Origin of the sequence: Kitasatospora sp. NPDC092039 (genome assembly GCF_044756065.1) — a bacterium.
Classification (GTDB): domain Bacteria; phylum Actinomycetota; class Actinomycetes; order Streptomycetales; family Streptomycetaceae; genus Kitasatospora.
This window is the reverse complement of the sequence record NZ_JBIVSD010000002.1, coordinates 348,590-365,522: the sequence shown is the minus strand read 5'-3', so window position 1 is coordinate 365,522 and position 16,933 is coordinate 348,590. Positions and strand designations below refer to the sequence as shown.

3 protein-coding genes are annotated in these 16,933 nt (G+C 75.7%); all 3 read left to right on the top strand.

Annotated features, from left to right (window positions below):
• Positions 1 to 38 precede the first annotated feature (38 nt).
• The 3 genes from sbnA to ACIQI7_RS04910 are packed head-to-tail and all read left to right on the top strand — an operon-like array spanning position 39 to position 16,932.
• Entirely contained in the window at positions 39 to 1,061 is a 1,023-nt protein-coding gene (gene sbnA, locus ACIQI7_RS04920) for a 2,3-diaminopropionate biosynthesis protein SbnA (RefSeq protein ID WP_401105194.1), read from the top strand.
• Positions 1,061 to 16,120: an amino acid adenylation domain-containing protein gene (locus ACIQI7_RS04915; protein WP_401105192.1), complete on the top strand. Its 15,060-nt coding sequence runs from the start codon at positions 1,061 to 1,063 to the stop codon at positions 16,118 to 16,120. The genes sbnA and ACIQI7_RS04915 overlap by 1 nt, the downstream gene beginning before the upstream one ends.
• On the top strand, positions 16,114 to 16,932 hold the full coding sequence (locus ACIQI7_RS04910) for an ABC transporter permease (RefSeq protein WP_401105190.1): 819 nt from the start codon (positions 16,114 to 16,116) through the stop codon (positions 16,930 to 16,932). Before ACIQI7_RS04915 ends, ACIQI7_RS04910 begins: the two co-directional genes overlap by 7 nt.
• The last annotated feature ends 1 nt before the right edge of the window (position 16,933 follow it).

Sequence of the window (16,933 nt, the reverse complement as noted above, 5' to 3'; positions counted from 1 at the left end):
CACCCGCTACCACGGAACGACCGGGTGGGAGTAGACGCATGCCAGTTATCACGACACCGCAGGAATTCGACGTCGAGGACCTGTACGTCGACCTCCGACGGATGGTCGGCCGTCCGCTGTACCTCAAGTGCGAGGGGTTCAACTTCGCCGGCTCGGTCAAGCTGCGGGCGGCGAGCGAGATGGTGGACTCCGCCCTCCGGTCCGGGCAGCTGCGGCCGGGGATGACGGTCGTGGAGAGCTCCTCCGGCAACCTCGGCGTGGCGCTCAGCCTCGTCGCGGCCAGCCGGGGGCTCACCTTCGTCTGCGTCACCGACTCCCGCTGCACCTCCGTCTCCCGGCGGCTGATGCAGCGCCTGGGCGCCGACGTGCGGGTGGTGACCGAGCCGGACCCGCAGCGCGGCCTGCTCGGCGCCCGGCTCGACCTGGTCACCCGGCTGTGCGCCGAGCACCGGGACTTCCACTGGCTGAACCAGTACGCCAACCCGGGCAACTGGACCGCCCACTACCGCACCACCGGGCCGCAGATCGCCAAGGCCTTCCCGGAGCTGGACGTGCTGTTCGTCGGCGCCGGGACCACCGGCACCCTGATGGGCTGCGCCCGGTACTTCCGGGAGAACAACCCCGGGGTGACGATCGTCGCGATCGACGCCGTCGGCTCGGTCAACTTCGGCCACGAGCCGCGCGGCCGGCTGATCCCGGGCATCGGCACCAGCGTCCGGCCGCCGATCCTCGACGAGTCCTACGTGGACGACACCGTGCTGGTCCCGGAGACCGACACCGTCCGGGCCTGCCGCGCCCTGCTGCGCGAGGGCTTCCTGCTCGGCGGCTCGACCGGCACGGTGCTCAGCGGGGCCACCCGCTGGCTGCGCGCCAACCGGCCGGACGAGGAGCTGACGGCGGTGGCCATCGCGCCCGACCTCGGCGAACGCTACCTGGACACCGTCTACGACGACGCGTGGGTGCTGGACTCCTTCGGCCCGGACGCCCTGGACGGCGCGGCGGCGCCGCCGCCCGGCACCGGCCTCGCCTCGATCGGCCCGACCTCCGTGGGGAGCCTGTGATGACATCGGTCCTGGGGACCACGCTGCCGCTGACGGCCGGCCAGACCGAGATCTGGCTGGACGTCCAGGGGCCGGACGGGAACAACGCATACAACTCGGCCGGCTACCTGGACGTCCGCGGCCCGCTGGACCGGGCCCGCTTCCGCGCCGCGCTGGCCCGGCTGGTCGAGGAGGCGCAGTGCCTGCGCGCGCAGTTCCTCGACGTCGACGGCGAGCCCCGCCAGCGCCTGCGCGAGATCGCCGGACTCCCGCTCGACGAAGTCGACTTCAGCGCCGAGGCCGACCCGTCGGCGGCGGCTGCCGGCTGGATGGACGCGGACCTGGCGAAGCCGTACGACCCCGCCGGCTTCCCGCTGTTCCGGCTCGCCGTGCTCACCCTCGGCCCGGAGCGGGCGTTCTTCTACCTCTCCGTCCACCACCTGCTGTGCGACGGCTTCAGCCAGGTGGTCCTCTGGCGCCGGCTGGCCGAACTGTACGGGGCCGACGGCGGCGACACCGGCCCGGCGCTGCCCCCGCTGGCCGACCTGCTCGCCGCCGAGGCGGCCCACCGCGGCTCCGAACGGGCCCGGCGGGACGCGGAGTTCTGGCAGCGCCGGTTCCCCGAGCCGCCGGAGCCGGCCGACCTCTCCCACCGGGAGCCCCCGGCGGCCCCGCCGCGCGGCTTCCTGCGCCGCACCGCCGCCCTGTCCCCCGCCACCTGCGCCCGCCTGCGCGCCACCGCCGGCCGCGCGGACGTCACCTGGCCGACCGCGGTGATGGCCGCGGTCGCGGTGTACACCCAGCGGATGACCGGCGTCGAGGACGTCCTGCTGACCTTGCCGGTGACCGCCCGGCTGACCGCCCACGAGCGGTCGATCCCCGGGATGCTGGCCAACTACCTGCCGCTGCGGGTGCCCGTCCGCCCCACCCTGACCAAGGCGGGCCTGCTGCGGCGGACCTCCCGGGAACTCGCCCAGGTGCTCCGCCACCAGCGCCACCGGGTCAGCGCGATCCGCCGTGCCATGGGGCTGCGCAGCGACGACCGGCGGCCGTTCGGACCGTTCGTCAACCTGCTGCCGCAGCAGACCGAGCTGGCCCTCGGCCCGTGCACCGCCCGGGTGGTCAACCTGTCGACCGGGCTGATCGACGACCTGATGGTCACCGTGGTCGAGACCGCCGGGGCCGGCATCGAGCTGCACCTCAACGGCAATCCCGACCGCTACACCGGGGCGGAGATCGACCGGCACCTCGCCCGGCTGGTGGACTTCCTGGACCGGTTCGCCGAGGCGGCGGACGACCGGCCGGTCGGCGGCCTGGCCGTGGCCACCGGGGACCGCTCCGACTGGCTGCGACGGGCGAGCGGGCCGCAGCGCCCGGCGGAGTTCGACTGCCCGGTGGCCCGGATCCGCGAGGTCGCCACCCGGCACCCCGGGGCGGTCGCGGTCGTCGAGGACGGCGGCACGACCGGCTACGCCGAACTGGTCGGCCGGGCGAGCGCCCTGTCCCGCCGGGTGGACGGCACCGGCCCGGTCGCCCTGCTGGTCGCCCCGGGCGCCGACTTCATCGCCTCGGTGCTCGGCGTGATCGGCGCCGGCGCGGCCTACGTCCCGCTGGACCCGCACGCGCCCGTGGCCAGGACCGTCGCCCTGCTCGTCGACAACGGGATCGGCACCGTGGTCGCGGACGCCGCCCACCGGCCGCTCGCCGAGCGGGCGGTGGCCGCGGCCGGCCGGCCGATCCGGGTGCTGGAGGTCTCCGCGCGGGACCGGGACGCCGACGACGACCTCGCGCCCGTCCTCGGCGCCCCGCTGGACCTGGCGTACGTGATCTTCACCTCCGGGTCCACCGGGGCGCCGAAGGGCGCCATGGTGCACCGCGCGGGGATGGTCAACCACCTGCTGGCGAAGGTCGACGACCTGGCGCTGGACCGGGCCGACACCGTGGTGCAGAACGCCCCCGTCACCTTCGACGTGTCGGTGTGGCAGATGCTCGCGCCGCTGGTGGTCGGCGGCCGGGTGCGGGTGGTGCCCCGGGAGACCGCGGCCGACCCCGACCTGCTGTTCGCCCTCGCCGACACCGAGGGCGTCACCGTCCTGGAGGTCGTCCCCTCGCTGCTGCGCGCGGCCCTGGACTCCTGGGACCTGACCGCCGGGGCCCCCCGGCTGGCCGCGCTGCGCCACCTGGTGGCGACCGGCGAGGCGCTGCCCGCCGACCTGTGCCGGCGCTGGACCGACCGCTACCCGCTGGTCGGGCTGGTCAACGCGTACGGGCCCACCGAGTGCTCGGACGACGTCGCCCACGCCCACCTCGGGCCCGGGGGCCCGGCGCGCGGCTCCGTCCCGATCGGCCGCCCGGTCCGCAACACCCGGCTCTACGTGCTCGACGACGCCCTGCTCCCGGCACCCCAGGGCACGCCCGGCGAACTGTACGTCGGCGGCGCCGGCGTCGGCCGCGGCTACCTGGCGGACCCGGCCCGCTCCGCCGCCGCGTTCGTGCCCGACCCGTACGGCCCGGCGGGCAGCCGGATGTACCGCACCGGCGACCGCGTGGTGTGGGACGGGGACGGGCAGCTCGTCTTCCTGGACCGCCGGGACAACCAGGTGAAGGTGCGCGGCCACCGGATCGAGCTCGGCGAGATCGAGGCGGCGCTGCGCGCGCTGCCGGACGTCTCGGACGCCGTGGTGCGGGCGGTCGACGGCGCCGGCGGCGGCAAGCGGCTGGTGGGCTACTGCGTCCCGCGCGCCGGGGCCGAGCTGCGCCCGGCCGCGGTCCGCGAGCGCCTGGCCGCCGTCCTGCCGGACCACCTGGTGCCGCGCGACGTCCTGGTCCTGGACGCCCTGCCGCTGACCGCGCACGGCAAGGTCGACCGCCGGGCGCTGCCGGACCCTGGGCCCGCCGCCGAGGCCCCGGCCCGGCCGGACACCCCGCGCAGCCGGGCCGAGGAGATCGTCTGCGCCGCGTTCGCCGAGGTCCTCGGCGTGCCGGAGGTCCGTCCCACCGACAACTTCTTCGAGCTGGGCGGGGACAGCATCAGCGCCATCCTGGCGGTCGGCCACGCCCGCCGGGCCGGACTGACCGTCACCCCGCTGCAGATCCGCACCCACCACACCCCCGCGGCCGTCGCGGCGCTCGTCGCGCCGGGCTCCCCGGGTGCGGCGACCCGCCCGACCGCCGCGGCGGACGACACCGGCGAGATCGAACTCCTGCCGATCGCCCACCAGTTGCGCGAGGACCTGGCCGTCCTGGACGAACGCACCCGGCAGTACAGCCAGTACCAGGTGCTCACCACCCCCGCCGGCCTGGACCTCGACCGGCTGACCGCGGCCGCCGCCGTCCTGCTGGACCACCACGCCGCGCTGCGGTCGCGGCTGACCGTGGTGGCCGACGGCCTGTGGTCCCTGGAGGCCCTGCCCGAGGGCGCCGTCCGGGCCGCCGACGCGGTCCGCCGGGTCGACGTCTCGGCGCTCGCCGACGACCCGGACGCGCTGGCCGCCGCCGTCGGCGAGCAGATCGACGCGGCCCGCGCCCGGCTGGCCCCGGAGGCCGGCACGGTGACCCAGCTCGTGCTGCTCGACGCCGGCCCCGGCCGCCCCGGCCGGCTCGTGTGGCTGACCCACCACCTGTGCGTGGACGGGATCTCCTGGCGCGTCCTGGTCGACGACCTCGCCGCCGCCTGCCGGGGCCTGGACCCGGACCCGGTCGGCACCTCCTACCGCCGCTGGTCGCAGCTGCTCGGCGAGCAGGCCCGCGCCGCCGAGCGGGTGCGCGAGTTCCCGCTGTGGGCCGAGCAGTCGGCGGCCCGGGAGCCGCTCGGCGCCCGCCCGCTGGACCCGGAGCGCGACGTGTACGGCACCGCGCACCGGCTCCGGCTGGAGCTGCCCGCGGACACCACCGCGGCCCTGCTCGCCGCCGCCCGCCGCGGCTACGGCGGGGAGATCAACGACCTGCTGCTGACCGGCCTCGCGCTCGCCGTCGCCGACTGGCGCCGGCACCGCGGCCGCCCGGCCGGCGCCGTCACCGTCGAACTGGAGGGCCACGGCCGCGAGCCGTTCACCGACGAGGCCGAACTCTCCCGCACCGTCGGCTGGTTCACCAGTGTCTTCCCGGTGCGGCTGGACCTCGGCGACGCCGCCCGGGAGCCGCTCGACGCGGCGGTGCGCCGGGTGCGCCGGCAGCTGGGCCGGCTGCCCGACCACGGGCTCGGCTACGGGCTGCTGCGCCACCTCAACCCGCAGACCGTCGCCGCGCTGGCCCGGCACGGCGTGCCGGAGCTCGGCTTCAACTACCTCGGCCGCTTCCAGACCGACCGGGACGAGAGCGCCGGGGACTGGCTGCCGGACTCCCGGCACGCCGTCGTCGGCACCGGGGTGCACCCGCGGATGCCGCTGCGGCACGTGCTCGCGGCCACCCCGGTCACCGAGGACCGGCCGGACGGGCCGCACCTGGTCGCGGACTGGCTCTGGGCCCCGGAGGCGCTGGCCGACGAGGACGCCGAACACATCGCCCACGCCTGGTTCCGCGCGCTCGAAGCCCTGGCCGCCCACGGCTCGCCCGCCCAGCGGGGCGGGGCCGCCGCGGCGGCCGGGGAGGCCCTGGAGCTGTCACCGCTCCAGAAGGGCCTGATCTTCCAGACGGAGTTCGACAAGCAGGGCATGAACTCCTACCTGATGCAGGCCGTCCTCGACATCGAGGGGCCGTTCGACCCGGCCGCGCTGCGGGCGGCGGCGGCCGCCCTGCTGGCCCGCCACGACGGCCTGCGGGTGCACTTCCCCGAGCGGTCCACCGAGGACGCCCGGCAGGTCGTGGCCGCCGAGGTGCCGGTGCCCTGGGAGGAGGTCGACCTGTCCGGCCTCCCGACCGCGGCCGAGCAGGCGGCCGAGGCCCAGCGGCTGACCGACGCGGACTGGACCCGCGGCTTCGACCTGGCCCGGCCCCCGCTGCTGCGCTTCACCGTGATCCGGCTGGCCCCCGACCGGGTCCGGCTGCTGTGGACCCTGCACCACCTGCTGGTGGACGGCTGGTCGATGGGCGTGATCGCCCAGGAGCTGTTCACCCTGTACGCCACCGGCGGCGACCCGTCCGCCCTGCCCCCGGCGCCCTCCTACCGGGCGTACTTCGACTGGCTCGCCGCCCAGGACACCGAGGCCGCCCGCGCCGCCTGGCAGCGGGCGCTGGACGGGCTGGGCGAGCCGCTGCGGCTGGGGACGGCCGACCGCCCGGGCGACCCGGGGCTGCCCGAGGCCGTCGACCTCGCCCTCCCCGAGGAGCTCACCGCCCGGCTGGTCGCCTGGGCGCGCGCCGAGAACCTCACCCTCAACACCGTCCTCCAGGGCTGCTGGGCGCTGCTGCTCGGCCGCCTCACCGACGCCTCCGACGTGGTGTTCGGCGCGGTCAACTCGGTGCGGCCGCCGGAGCTTCCGGGCATCGAGTCGCTGGTCGGCCTCTTCCTGAACATGCTCCCGGTGCGGGTGCGGCTCGATCCGGACCTGCCCGTCGCCGAGCTCTTCCACCGGATCGACGAGGAGCAGACCGCCCTGCTCGACCACCGCCACCTCGGCCTGGCCGAGGTGCAGCGGATCGCCGGCGCCGGCGAGCTGTTCGACACCGTGTTCAGCTACCAGAACCAGCCGCAGGCCGACGTCGGCCGGCTCAACGCGCTGGTGCCCGAGCTGCGGCTGGGCGACGCGCGGACCCGGCTGGCCGGCGAGCGCGGCCTCGCGGTGCTCGCGTACCCGGACACCCGGCTGACGCTGAGCGCGCAGTTCCGGCCCGACCGCTACGACCGCGGCGAGGTCGTGCGCATCCTGGACCGCTTCGCGCACGTGGTGGAGAGCGTCCTGGCCGCCCCGGACGTCCCGGTCCGCCGGCTGCCGCTGCTCACCGACGAGGAGCAGCACCGGATCCTCGGCGACTGGGCCGGCCGGGCCGACGCCGCCCCGCGGACCGTGGTCCCCGCGCTGTTCGCCGCCCGGGTCGACCAGGCGCCCGAGGCCGTGGCCGTGGTCTTCGAAGGCCGCGAGACGACCTACCGCGAACTGGACGAGCGGTCGAACCGGCTGGCCCGGCTGCTGATCGCCCGCGGCGTCGGACCGGAGCGGATCATCGCCCTGGCCGTACCGGACCCGGTCGAGATGACCTGCGCCGTCCTGGCGGCGCTCAAGTCCGGCGCGGCGTACCTGCCGATCGACCCCAAGTACCCGGCCGACCGGACCGCCTTCATGCTGGCCGACAGCCGGCCCGCCGTGCTGGTCACCACCCGCGACCTCGCCCCGCGGCTCGCGGACGGCGGCCGCGCCGCGGTGCTGCTCGACGACCCGGCCACCGCGGCAGAGCTGGCCGCCCTGGCGCCGAACGCCCCGCAGGACGCGGAGCGGACCGCCCCGCTGCTGCCCCGGCACCCGGCGTACGTCATCTACACCTCCGGGTCGACCGGCCGGCCCAAGGGCGTGACCGTCGACCACTCCGGCTTCGCCGCGATGGTGGCGAGCCTGATCGAGCGCTTCGGCGCCGGCCCGGACACCCGGGTGCTGAAGTTCGCCTCGTTCAGCTTCGACGCCTCGGTCTGGGAGCTCAGCCTGTCGCTGCTCGGCGGCGGCACCCTGGTGGTGGCCGACGAGGAGTGCCGGGTCCCCGGCCGGCCGCTGGTCGACCTGATCCACCGCCACCGGGTGAACCTCGCCGGGCTGCCGCCGGTGGTCGCCGCCGCGCTCCCGGAGGGCACCCGGCTGCCCGCCGACCTGACCATGGTCGTCGCCGGTGAGGCCTGCCCGCCGCACGTGGTGGCCCGCTGGTCCGGGCGGCTGCGGATGATCAACGGCTACGGCCCCACCGAGGCCGTGATCGCCTCCACGGTGAGCGAGCGGCTCGGCGGCGCGGGCCGGCCCCCGATCGGCCGGCCCACCCGGGCCCACCGCGTCTACGTGCTGGACTCCGCGCTGCGGCCGGTCCCGGCCGGGGTGGTCGGCGAGCTCTACGTCGGCGGCAACCTGGCCCGCGGCTACCTGGACCGGCCCGGCCTGACCTCCGAACGCTTCGTCGCCGACCCCTTCGGCCCCGCCGGCGAGCGGATGTACCGCACCGGCGACCTGGCGAGCTGGCGCCCCGACGGCCAACTCGACTACGCCGGACGGGCCGACGACCAGGTGCAGCTGCGCGGCTTCCGGATCGAGCTGGGCGAGATCGAGTCCGTGCTGACCGGCCGGCCCGAGGTGGCGCAGGCCGCCGTCGTGGTCCGCACCGACGACGGCGAGGACCGGCTGGTGGCCTACGTGGTCGCCCGGCCCCCGGCCGTACCGGACCCTGCCGCGCTGCGGGAGCGGGTCGCCGATGCACTGCCCGAGTACATGGTCCCGTCGGCCGTCGTCGTGCTCGACGAGCTGCCGCTGACCCCGCAGGGCAAGCTGGACCGCCGGGCCCTGCCCGCCCCCGACAGCGCCCCCGCCCCGGCGGGCCGGCTGCCGCGCACCCCGGTCGAGGAGATCCTCGGCGGGATCTTCGCGGACGCGCTCGGCCGGGCCGCCGTCGGCATCGACGACGACTTCTTCGACCTCGGCGGCCACTCCCTGCTGGCCACCCAGGTGATCAGCCGGATCCGCTCCGCGCTGGGCACCGAAGTGCCGATCCGCACGCTCTTCGAGCAGCGGACGGTGGCCGGCGTCGCCCGGGAACTCGCGGGCGGCGGCGAGGTGCGGCCACCGCTGCGGCGCGCCGCCGACGGCCGGTCCGACGGCCGGCTCTCCTTCGCCCAGCGGCGGTTGTGGTTCCTGAACCGGCTGGAGCCCGGTTCGGCGGCCTACAACGTGACCTTCGCGGTCCGGCTCTCCGGGCCGCTGGACACCGCCGCGCTGGACGCGGCGCTGGCCGACCTGGTCGGGCGGCACGAGGTACTGCGCACCGTCTTCCCGGAGACCGACGGCGAACCCCGCCAGCAGGTCCTGGGAGCGGAGGCCTGGACCGGGCTGACCGTCCGGGACGGCGGCCCCGCCGAGGCCGCCGGGGAAGCGGGCCGCGGCTTCGACCTGTCGACCGAGATCCCGCTGCGGGCCACCCTGCTGCGCACCGGCCCGGCCGAGCACCTGCTGCTGCTGATCGTCCACCACATCGCCTGGGACGGCTGGTCCGCCGCCCCGCTCACCCGGGACCTGACCCTGGCGTACACGGCGCGGGCCCGCGGAACGGCCCCCTCCTGGGAGCCGCTGCCGGTGCAGTACGCGGACTACACCCTCTGGCAGCGGGAACTGCTCGGTGAGGACGGTGACCAGGGCTCCCTGGCCGCACGGCAGTTGGCGTACTGGACGGAGCACCTGGCCGGCCTGCCCGAGGAACTGGCCCTGCCCTTCGACCGCCCCCGCCCCAAGGTCGCCACCCACCGCGGCGGCACCGTCCCCTTCCACGTCACCACCGACACCCACCGACGGCTCGCCGAACTCGCCCGCGACAACGGCGCCTCCCTCTTCATGGTCCTCCAAGCCGCCCTCGCCGCCCTGCTCACCCGCCTCGGCGCCGGCCACGACATCCCCATCGGCTCCCCCATCGCCGGACGCACCGACGACGCCACGGAAGACCTCGTCGGCTGCTTCATGAACACCCTCGTCCTACGCACCGACACCAGCGCGAACCCCACCTTCACCCAACTCCTCGACCGCGCACGCGAAACCGCCCTCAAGGCCTACGAACACCAGGACATCCCCTTCGAACGACTCGTCGAAGTCCTCGACCCCGCCCGCTCCATGGGCCGCAACCCGCTCTTCCAGGTCATGCTGGTGCTCCAGAACAACACCCGCCCCGAGCTGTCGCTGCCGGGCGTCCGGGCGGCCTTCGAGCCGCCGGCCGCCGACTCGGTCAAGTTCGACCTGAACTTCTTCCTGGCCGAACAGCAGGACGCGCTCGCCGCCCCGACCGGGATCGACGGCTTCCTGGAGTACAGCGCCGACGTGTTCGAGCCGGCCACCGCCGAGGCCCTGGTCGCCCGGCTGGTCCGACTGCTCGACCAGGTCGCCCGCGACCCCGGGCTCCCGCTCGGCCGGCTGGACCTGCTCTCCGCACAGGAGCGCCGGCAGGTGCTCACCGACTGGAACGACACCGCCGGCGGCCACCCCGCCACCACCGTGGTCGCCCTCTTCGAGGCCCAGGCCGCCCGCACTCCCGACGCCGTCGCCGTCCGCACCGAGACCGTCGTCCGCACCGGAGCCGCCGTCGGCGCGGCAACCGCCGTCCGTACGGAGACCGCCGCCCTCACGTACGCCGAACTCGACGCCCGGGCCAACCGCCTGGCCCGCCACCTGATCGGCCTCGGGGTCGGACCGGAGCGCACGGTGGCGCTCGCGGTGCCCCGGTCGCCGCGGATGGTCGTCGCCCTGCTGGCCGTGCTCAAGGCCGGCGGCACGCACCTGCCCGTCGACCTGGCGTACCCGGCCGACCGCGTCCGGCTGATGCTGGACGACGCCGCGCCCGTCCTGCTGCTCACCGACACGGCGACCGCCGGGCGGCTGCCGGAGACCGGCCTGCCCCGGCTGCTGCTGGACGACCCCGCGCTGGACCGCGCCACGGCGGCGCTGGCCGGCACCGCCCCCACCGACGCGGACCGCGCCCGCCCGCTGCTGCCCGACCACCCGGCGTACGTGATCTACACCTCGGGCTCCACCGGCCGGCCCAAGGGCGTGCTCGGACTGCACCGCGCCCTGGTCAACCGGCTGACCTGGTTCGCCGAGGAGCTGCCCGGGCAGCGGGAGGCCGCGATCCTGGCGAAGTCGCCGGTCAGCGTGATCGACGGGATCACCGAGCTGCTGGCGCCGCTGCTGTCCGGCGGCTCCACCGTCCTGGTCGACGCCGACACGGCCCGCAGCGTGCCCGAGCTGGCGGCGGCCACCGGCCGGCACGGCATCGCCCGGCTCACCGTCGTCCCCAGCCTGCTGAACGCCTTCCTGGACGGCTTCCGGGACGGCGAGCTGTCCGGCGCGGCGGGCTGCGCGGTCTGGATCTGCAGCGGGGAGCAGCTGCCCGCCGCCACCGCCCGCGCGTTCCGACGGGCGCTGCCCCGGGCCCGGCTGCTCAACTTCTACGGCGCCTCGGAGGCCGGCGCCGTCGCGACCCGGGGCGAGGTCCTCGCCGGGCCGGACGGCGCCGACACCCTGATCGGCCGACCGATCTGGAACATGCGGGCGTACGTGCTGGACGACGGACTGCGGCCGGTCCCCCCGGGCGTCACCGGGGAGCTGTACCTCGCCGGCGCCGGACTCGCCCGCGGCTACACCGGACGCCCCGGCCTGACCGCCACCCGCTTCCTCGCCTGCCCCTTCACCCCCGGCGAGCGGATGTACCGCACCGGCGACCTCGTCCGCTGGACCCCCGACGGCCAGCTCGTCTACCTCGGCCGCGCCGACGCCCAGATCAAGATCCGCGGCTTCCGCGTCGAACCCGGCGAGATCGAAGCCGTCCTCGCCACCCACCCCACCGTCCGCAACGCCGTCGTCATCGCCCGCACCGACGGACCCGCCGGCCCCACCCTCGTCGCCTACGTCACCCCCGCCCCCGACACCACCCCCGACCCCACCGCCCTGCGCGACCACACCGCCGACCACCTGCCCGACCACATGGTCCCGGCCGCAGTCGTCGTCCTCGACGGCCTCCCGCTCACCCCGAGCGGCAAGGTCGACCGCAACCGGCTGCCCGCCCCCGACTTCACCCCCGTCGGCACCCGGCCGCCCCGCACCCCGGCCGAGGAGAGCCTCTGCGCCCTCTACGCCGAGGTCCTCGGCCTGCCCCGGGTCGGCATCGACGACAGCTTCTTCGACCTCGGCGGCCACTCCCTGCTGGCGACCAGGCTGGTCAGCCGCATCCGTACGGCCCTGGGCTCGACCGTCTCGATCCGGGACGTCTTCGAGGCCCCGACCGTGGCCCGGCTGGTCGGCCGCCTGCGCCAGGACCGCTCCGCGCGGCCCGCGCTGCGGCCCGGACCGCGACCCGCGGCCCTGCCGCTGTCCTTCGCCCAGCGGCGGCTGTGGTTCCTGAACCGGCTGGAGCCCGGTTCGGCGGCCTACAACATGGCCTTCGCGGTCCGGCTCTCCGGACCGCTGGACACCGCCGCCCTGGACGCGGCGCTGGCCGACCTGGTCGGGCGGCACGAGGTACTGCGCACCGTCTTCCCGGAGACCGACGGCGAACCCCGCCAGCAGGTCCTGGGAGCGGAGGCCTGGAAGGGGCTGACCGTCCGGGAGACCACCCCTGCCGAGGCCGCCGGGGAAGCGGCCCGGGAGGCGGCCCGCGGCTTCGACCTCGCGACCCAGCTGCCCCTCCGCGCGACCCTGCTGCGCACCGGCCCGACGGAACACCTGCTCCTGCTGGTGGTCCACCACATCGTGGCCGACGGCTGGTCCGCCACCCCGCTGGCCCGGGACCTCTCCCGCGCCTACGCGGCCCGGTCCACCGGCACCGCGCCCGGCTGGGACGCCCTCCCGGTGCAGTACGCCGACTACACCCTCTGGCAGCAGCGGCTCCTCGGCGAGGACGGTGACCAGGGCTCCCTGGCCGCACGGCAGTTGGCGTACTGGACGGAGCACCTGGCCGGCCTGCCCGAGGAACTGGCCCTGCCCTTCGACCGCCCCCGCCCCAAGGTCGCCACCCACCGCGGCGGCACCGTCCCCTTCCACGTCACCACCGACACCCACCGACGACTCGCCGAACTCGCCCGCGACAACGGCGCCTCCCTCTTCATGGTCCTCCAAGCCGCCCTCGCCGCCCTGCTCACCCGCCTCGGCGCCGGCCACGACATCCCCATCGGCTCCCCCATCGCCGGACGCACCGACGACGCCACGGAAGACCTCGTCGGCTGCTTCATGAACACCCTCGTCCTACGCACCGACACCAGCGCGAACCCCACCTTCACCCAACTCCTCGACCGCGCACGCGAGACCGCCCTCAAGGCCTACGAACACCAGGACATCCCCTTCGAACGACTCGTCGAAGTCCTCGACCCCGCCCGCTCCATGGGCCGCAACCCCCTCTTCCAGGTCATGCTGGCCCTTCAGAACAACGTCCAACCGACGCTCTCCCTCCCGGGGTTGACGGTCACCGAGGAGCCGGTCGGCGGGGACAGCGCCAAGTTCGACCTGTCCCTCGCCGTCACCGAGAGCCGCCACGAGGACGACTCCGCGGACGGTCTGGTCGGCACCCTGGAGTACAACGCCGACGTGTTCGAGCCGGCCACCGCCGAGGCCCTGGCCGCCCGGCTGGTCCGACTGCTCGACCAGGTCGCCCGCGACCCCGGGCTCCCGCTCGGCCGGCTGGACGTCCTCACGGCCGAGGAGCACCGGCAGGTGCTCACCGACTGGAACGACACCGCCACCGACGACCCCGCCGACGACCCCGACACCACGGTGGTCACCGCCTTCGAGGCCCAGGCCGCCCGCACCCCCGACGCCGTCGCCGTCGTCACGGACTCCACCGCCCTCACGTACGCCGAACTCGACGCCCGGGCCAACCGCCTGGCCCGCCACCTGGTCGGCCTCGGGGTCGCCCCGGACCGGCCGGTGGCCCTGTCGCTGCCCCGGACGGCGGAGATGGTGGTGGCGCAGCTGGCCGTCCTGAAGAGCGGCGCCGGCTACCTGCCGGTCGACCCGGCGCTCCCGGCCGACCGCATCCGGCTGATGCTCGACGACGCCGCGCCCGTCCTCCTGCTGACCGAACTCGCCATCGCCGCACGGCTTCCGCGCACCGACGTGCCCACGGTCGCCCTCGACGACCCCGAGGTCGACGCCGCGCTGGCCGCGCTGGACGACCGGCCGCTGACCGACCCCGACCGGGCCGCGCCGCTGCACGGCTCCCGGCTGGCCTACCTGCTCTTCACCTCCGGCTCCACCGGGCGGCCCAAGGGCGTCATGGTCGAGCACCGGTCGCTGATGAACCTGCTGCGCTCCGTCCGGGAACGGTTCCCGCTGGAGGCCCACGACCGGCTGCTGGCCGTCACCACCTGGTCCTTCGACATCGCCGGCCTGGAGGTCTACCTGCCGCTGCTGTCCGGGGCCGGCCTGGTGGTCGGCGCGGAGGGCGTCGCCCTGGACCCGGCCGCGCTGGCCGCCTCCCTCGAACGCGACGGCATCACGATCATGCAGGCGACCCCGGCGCTCTGGCACGAACTCGTGCTCCACCGGCCCGAGTCGGTGCGCGGGCTGCGCGTCCTGATCGGCGGCGAGGCGGTACCGCCCGCCCTGGCCGACGCCCTGGCCGCCCGGGCCGAGGAGGTCACCAACCTGTACGGGCCGACCGAGACCACCATCTGGTCCACGGCGGCCGGGCTGGCGGGCGACGGCGTCGTGACACTGGGCCGTCCGATCCGCAACACCCGGGCGTACGTGCTGGACGACGGACTGCGGCCGGTCCCCCCGGGCGTCACCGGCGAGCTGTACCTGGCCGGCGCCGGACTCGCCCGCGGCTACACCGGACGCCCCGGCCTGACCGCCACCCGCTTCCTCGCCTGCCCCTTCACCCCCGGCGAGCGGATGTACCGCACCGGTGACCTCGTCCGCTGGACTCCCGACGGCCAGCTCGTCTACCTCGGCCGCGCCGACACCCAGATCAAGATCCGCGGCTTCCGCGTCGAACCCGGCGAGATCGAAGCCGTCCTCGCCACCCACCCCACCGTCCGCAACGCCGTCGTCATCGCCCGCACCGACGGACCCGCCGGCCCCACCCTCGTCGCCTACGTCACCCCCGCCCCCGACACCACCCCCGACCCCACCGCCCTGCGCGACCACACCGCCGACCACCTGCCCGGGTACATGGTCCCCGGCGCCGTCGTCGTCCTCGACGAACTGCCCCTCAACCCCAGCGGCAAGATCGACCGCAACCGGCTGCCCGCCCCCGACCTCGCCACCGCCGGGGCCGCGCGCCGCCCCCGCAACCCCGTCGAGGAGACCCTCGCCGCGCTCTACGCCGAGGTCCTCGGCCTGCCCCGGGTCGGCATCGACGACAGCTTCTTCGACCTCGGCGGCCACTCCCTGCTGGCGGTCCGGCTGGTCGGCCGGGCGCAGTCGGCCGGCCTGCGGCTGGCGGTGGCGGACATCGTCCTGCACCGCACCGTCGCGGCCCTGGCCGAGCGGGCCCGGCCGACCGTCTCCGCCGAACAGTCCGCGGACGCGTTCTCCCCGGTCCTGCCGATCCGGCCGGACGGCGACGCGCCCCCGCTGTTCCTGGTGCACAGCGGACTCGGCTTCAGCCTGCCCTACCTGGGGCTGGCCCGGTACCTCGATCCGCGCTACCCGCTGTACGGCCTCCAGTCGCCCGCGCTGGACGCCGCCGCCCCGCTGCCCACCGACATCCGCGACGCGGCGGAGCACTACGTGCGGACCATCCGGCGGCTGCGGCCGCACGGCCCGTACCGGCTGCTCGGCTGGTCCTACGGCGGCGTGCTCGCCCACGAGATCGCCGTCCGGCTCCAGGAGGCGGGCGAACGGGTCGACTTCCTGGCCGACCTGGACGGGTACGTCGGCCCCACCGGCCGCGACGAGAGCGGGCAGGACGACCGGGAACTCCTGCTCCGCGCCCTGGAGGCGCTCGGCCACCGGCGCGGCGAACTGACCGGCCCCGGCCGCACCCGCGACGCGCTGCTCGACCTGCTCCGGCGCGAGGCCGGCCCGCTGGCCGACCTCGACGAGGAGTCGCTGCTGCGGCTGCTGCGGCTGTCGCGCCACCACGGCGCGCTGATGGAGCGCTTCGCCCCCGGCCGGTTCACCGGGGACCTCCACCTCTTCGCGGCCGCCGAGGAGTGGACCGCGGACCAACTCGCCGACCAGACCGGCCGATGGGAGCCGCACGTGAACGGACGGGTGGTCGTCCACCGGATCGCCGCGGGCCACGAGTACCTGATGCACCCCGGGCCGCAGGCCGTCATCGGCCGGCTGGTCGACGCCGAGCTGCGCCGCCTGGACGGTGGCCGGAGTACGGGTGCGGACGGGAGCTCGGCCGGTGGCCGGAGTACGGGTGCGGACCGGAGCTCGGCCGGTGGCTGGAGTACGGGTGCGGACCGGAGCTCGGCCGGTGGCCGGGATCCGCGCGAGGGCACGGACGGGGGCCGGGCATGCTGACCGCCGTCACCCCCCGCCCCCGTTCGGCCCCGCTGGCCCTGCTCGTCGAGTCCGTCGCCGTCGCCGGACGGCGGCTGCGGCGGCTGCGCCGGGCGCCCGGCCGGCTGATCGGCATCGTGATGAACCCGCTCATCTCGATGATCGTGCTCGGCTTCCTGTTCCAGGGCTCGCTGTCCTTCTCCGGCAGCGGCAGCTACCAGGAGTACATCTTCGCGGGCGTGGCGGCCCAGGTCGGCCTGGCCGGGATCGGCCCGACCGCGGTCGCCGTCGCGGCGGACCTGCGCGGCGGCCTGGTCGACCGGTTCCGCAGCATGCCGATCTCCAGACCGGCCGTGCTGCTCGGCCACACCCTCGGCGACCTGGTCGTCGGGCTGATCGGCCTGGCCGTGGTCACCGTGGTCGGCCTGCTGTTCGGCTGGCGCCCGCACAACAGCCCGCTGTCCGTCCTCGCCGGGCTCGCCCTGCTCGCCGCCTTCATGTACGCGATGCTCTGGGTCGGCCTGATGCTCGGGATGTTCTCCCGGAACATGGAGACCATCAACGTCGTCGCCGGGCTGGTCACCGTCCTGCTGACCTTCCTGTCCAACGCCTTCCAGTCCGTCGACCGGCTGCCGGGCTGGCTGCGGCTGGTCGCCGAGTGGAACCCGGTCAGCGCCGTGGTGACGGCCCTTCGGCGGCTGTGGGGCAACCCGGACGCCGCCGGCAGCGCCGCCACCCCGAACCTCACGCTCACCATCGCCGCCTCGCTCGGGGCCGTGTTCGTCCTCACCGTCCTGCTGAGCCTGCGCCGCTACCGGACCGCAGTCTCCTGAC

What these genes read in the sequence shown, in the direction of transcription:
- sbnA (WP_401105194.1), top strand. Translation starts at nt 39, where the DNA reads ATGCCAGTTATCACGACACCGCAGGAATTCGACGTCGAGGACCTGTAC.
- ACIQI7_RS04915 (WP_401105192.1), top strand. Translation starts at nt 1,061, where the DNA reads ATGACATCGGTCCTGGGGACCACGCTGCCGCTGACGGCCGGCCAGACC.
- ACIQI7_RS04910 (WP_401105190.1), top strand. Translation starts at nt 16,114, where the DNA reads ATGCTGACCGCCGTCACCCCCCGCCCCCGTTCGGCCCCGCTGGCCCTG.